Annotated in this window: 4 protein-coding genes and 1 tRNA gene; 1 reads left to right on the top strand and 4 read right to left on the bottom strand. The window is 66.2% G+C overall.

Translation table 11 applies throughout. The annotated features are described in order from the left end of the window. The 4 genes from ACHWRX_RS02200 to ACHWRX_RS02185 form a co-directional block, all read right to left on the bottom strand. Positions 1–760, bottom strand: a 760-nt coding sequence (locus tag ACHWRX_RS02200; protein WP_394657929.1) for an MFS transporter, incomplete at its 3' end; no start/stop codon positions are given. A gap of 37 nt (positions 761–797) precedes the next feature. Further along, positions 798–1244, bottom strand: a complete 447-nt coding sequence (locus ACHWRX_RS02195; protein ID WP_242867010.1) for a DUF2141 domain-containing protein — start codon at positions 1242–1244, stop codon at positions 798–800. Beyond that, positions 1211–1945 (bottom strand): sterol desaturase family protein, encoded by a 735-nt coding sequence (locus ACHWRX_RS02190; RefSeq protein ID WP_058735552.1) that lies wholly within the window; start codon positions 1943–1945, stop codon positions 1211–1213. The genes ACHWRX_RS02195 and ACHWRX_RS02190 overlap by 34 nt, the downstream gene beginning before the upstream one ends. A gap of 78 nt (positions 1946–2023) precedes the next feature. Beyond that, positions 2024–3493 carry a DEAD/DEAH box helicase gene (locus tag ACHWRX_RS02185; RefSeq protein ID WP_058735551.1) on the bottom strand — a complete coding sequence of 490 codons (1470 nt, stop codon included), beginning with the start codon at positions 3491–3493 and terminating at the stop codon, positions 2024–2026. 335 nt (positions 3494–3828) lie between these two features. Here ACHWRX_RS02185 and ACHWRX_RS02180 point away from each other — a divergent pair. Next, a tRNA-Gly gene (locus ACHWRX_RS02180) sits at positions 3829–3902 on the top strand.

Here is a 3902-nt window from a genome sequence, read left to right as displayed (position 1 = left end):
GGCCGATTCCCAGCGCCAGGCCGCGCGTCAGAATGCGGCGCAGCGGCTGCGATCCAATGCAATAGCTCAGCCCCGCGCGCACCGCCGGAATGATCGGCCTCCGATCGATCTGGCGCGGCGCGGGCCGCCACCACAGCAGCACGCCGATAAGGCCGATATAGCTCACCGCGTTGATCAGGAACGCGAAGGGCGGCCCCCAGATCGACAGCAGCACACCGCCGACCGCCGGGCCGACGCTGCGGGCGATATTGAACGAGATCGAATTGAGCGCGATCGCCTGCGGCAATTGCGAAGGGTCCACCTGCTGGCGAACCGAGGCTTGCCATGCGGGTGAATTCAGCGCTGTGCCGATGCCCACGGAGAGCGTGAACGCCAGCAGCAGCACCGGGTTGATCCACCCGGCGTAGGTCATCGCTGCCAGCGCGCTGGATACCACCAGCATGCCGATCTGCGCCGCCAGCATCACTTGCCGCCGATCGTAATTGTCCGCGATCGCCCCGGCAAACACGCCCAGCAGCAGGATCGGCACGGTAGCCGAGGACTGCACCAGCGCAACCAGCTGATGCGACGTTGTCAGTTCCGTCATCATCCAGGCCGCCGCGATCGACTGCATCGTCGCACCGACGTTGGAGAACAAGTTGGCGATCCAGATCGCCCGGAACACGGGGTAGCGGAAGGGAGAAAAGGTGCCGGTGCCAGGGCGCGGATGCCCGCTGGGTTCCAGGACCTTGCTGGTCAGAGAGGGGTCCGCATCCGCCACCAGACCGGAGTAGGGTGCGCGTCCTCTCTCGACAAGATCAGAACATGTAACGCATTTTTATCGAAAGACGCTCACCCACGCTGCCCACCGGGAAGGCGGCGCTGGAGAATTTGGGCGGCCCCATCACCACCGGCGCGTCCTGTGAAAAGCCGAATCCTTCGCGCGGGATCATGAGCCGCTTGTCCAGCTTGCCGTTCGAATTCTCATCGTGGATCACGGCGATCGCGTAGCGGCCGGTCAGCACGCGGCCAAAGTCCAGCGTGGGAGACGTGGCAGGCACGATCAGGCGCCGCGCCTCGGGGTCGTTCTGGCAATTGGGAAACGTGTCCGGCCGGGCGGTGAGGCAGGCCATCAGCTGGCCGTTGTGGGAACGCAGGCCGGTGATGACGGCGCTGACATCGGGCGTGGGCAGGCTGGCCCCGGTGAGTGCCGGCAGCGCCGCCGCTACGATCAGGGTGCCGACAGTCCGCGATCGGTCGCGCATAAGTGATCCCAGAACCGGAAGTATAGGCCGTAGTTGCATTTATACTGCTCGTGATGGCGCTGATGATGGCTGGCGGTTATCAGCCAGGCTCCCAACGGTGAATGAACAAGCCAACGCGGGAACATTTCCCACCCCATGTGGTTGGTTATGCCCATTATCGTCATGACGAGCAAGACCGCGCCCAGCACGGCGACGTGGATCGGCACCAGGAAGACCAGCGCCGGCACCACGATCGCGCCGGTCAGCGCCTCCAGCGGATGAAAGCTCATCGCCGCCCAGGCCGTTGGCGGGCGACTGGCGTGATGTACCGCATGGGCCGCCGCGAACACCTTGGGCCGGTGCATCCAGCGATGCGTCCAGTAGAACCAAGTGTCGTGCAGGAACAGATAGACCAGCAGGGAGGCGGGCAGCCACCATAGCGGATAGGCGTCGACGTCGGTGTAGATTCGCGTCCAGCCACGCTGCTGCCAGCCCCAGGCGACGATGCCCGCCGGAATGCCGTAGATCGCGGCCGACAGCAGCGACCAGCGCAATTCCCGCCCGATCTGCGGCCCCATGCCTTGGTAAAGGCCGGGACGCACGCGAGAGGTGATCCAGGCGAAAAGCCCGCTGGTGATCACGTAGCGTCCCCCCACGATCACCGTCATGGCGATCGCGGAGAGCGCCGCTGCGAGGATCGCGGAGATGAGGCTATCCGACATGTCCGGCCTTATGCCTGCGCGTGGCTTGTGGAGCCAGGGCGATTTGGCCCCGGCTGCCCCGTTGCACCGTCACGAACCTCAGCTGGCGCGACGAACGCCGTTCTTGTGCGCGCCCACGGTCTTGGGACCGCGCGGGCGGAAGCTGCGCTTCTGGCCGTCACCCTGCGGACGATCGCCCTGGGGACGATCACCCCCTGCGGTGCGAGGCCGATCGTCGCGGCCACCGGCGGGACGCTCACCTTGCGGACGATCACGGCGCGGCGCACCCTGGCGATCGCCGGAGCGACCACCACCCGAGCGGCCACCCTGGCCACCACGAGCATGGGGATTGCGCTGCTCGGACTCCGTCGTCTTGCGCGAAGGCGCGGGCAGGCGCGCGGCCTGGCGCTGAAAGTCCTCAGGCAGCGGCAGCGGCATCAGCTTGACGCGAGTCAGCTTCTCGATGTCGCGCAGGTAGGGCTTCTCGTCCGGCGCGACGTAGCTGATGGCGATGCCATCCGCGCCGTTGCGCGCGGTGCGGCCGATGCGGTGGACATACTGCTCGGCCACGTTGGGCAGCTCGAAGTTGTAGACGTGGCTGACGCCCGACACATCGATACCGCGCGCGGCGATGTCGGTTGCGACCAGCACCCGCACGGTGCCCTGACGGAAGCCGCCGAGCGCCGCCGTGCGCTGCGCCTGGCTCTTGTTGCCGTGGATCGCGGCCGCCGGAATGCCCGCGGTCATCAGGTGGCGCACGATGCGGTCGGCACCGTGCTTGGTGCGGCTGAACACCAGCGCACGGTCGATCTTGCTCTGGCCGTCCTCGTCCTTCGCCAGGCCATCGCGCAGGTTGATGGTCAGCAGCGCCTGCTTTTCCGCCTGGTTGATGTGGATGCCGAACTGCTCAACGCGCTCCGCCGTGGTCGACTGCGGGGCGACTTCCACCTTCACCGGGTTGTTGATGAACTGGCGGCCGAGGTCAGCGATCGCCTGCGGCATGGTGGCAGAGAAGAACAGGCTCTGGCGGTCCTTGGGCAGCATCGCGGCCACGCGCTTCAGGGCGTGGATGAAGCCCAGGTCCATCATCTGGTCGGCTTCGTCGAGCACGAAGATCTCGACATGACGCAACGTCAGCGCGCGCTGGTCGATCAGGTCGAGCAGGCGGCCGGGCGTGGCGACGAGGACATCGGTGCCCCGCTCCAGCGCGCGGGCCTGCTTGCCCACGGGAACGCCGCCGAACACGCATTGCACGTTGAGCGCCAGATACTTGGCATAGCCGCGCATGTTCTCGGCGATCTGCGCCGCCAGCTCACGCGTGGGGCTGAGGATCAGCATGCGGCAGCCGGCGTTCTGGCGCGGCTTGGCATCTGCCGCCAGGCGGTGGAGCGACGGCAGTGAGAACGCGGCGGTCTTGCCGGTGCCGGTCTGGGCGATGCCCAGCAGGTCGCGGCCTTCCATCAGGGCCGGGATCGCCTGGCGCTGAATCGGCGTCGGGTCCGCATAGCCCTTGGTTTCGAGCGCACGGAGAATAGGCTCGGCCAGGCCGAGGTCGGAAAAATAGGACATGAAATACTTTCGCGATATCGCAAGGCACGCACAGGAATGGCGCGCATCGCAAGGGTTCGTTGATGCGACCCTGCGTGAAAAGGAAGCTGGCTAAGGCAACCGCTCATCCGAAGCGGATCGTCGGCCTGTTTGCGCCGGGATCTCACGCTGCTCGCGGATTGCGGGCCGGCCATGAAAGGCCTGCGCGCCGATTGCTCGCCGGGCACATAGGGGATGTTGCCGAACAAGGCAAGAAAATTACCAATGGAGCACATCGTCCCCCAACGCCGCCCAACCAGAGCTTGACGCGCCCCGCCCCTGCATGGCAATCGCCACCCACGTCGTGCCAAGCGCGCGCGGGTATAGCTTAGTGGTAAAGCACCAGCCTTCCAAGCTGGCTATGCGGGTTCGATTCCCGCTACCCGCTCCA

It is taken from the genome of uncultured Novosphingobium sp. (assembly GCF_964277725.1).
GTDB lineage: Bacteria > Pseudomonadota > Alphaproteobacteria > Sphingomonadales > Sphingomonadaceae > Novosphingobium > Novosphingobium fluoreni.
The sequence above is the reverse complement of the archived record's forward strand: the minus strand, read 5'-3'. Positions and strand labels throughout refer to the sequence as shown.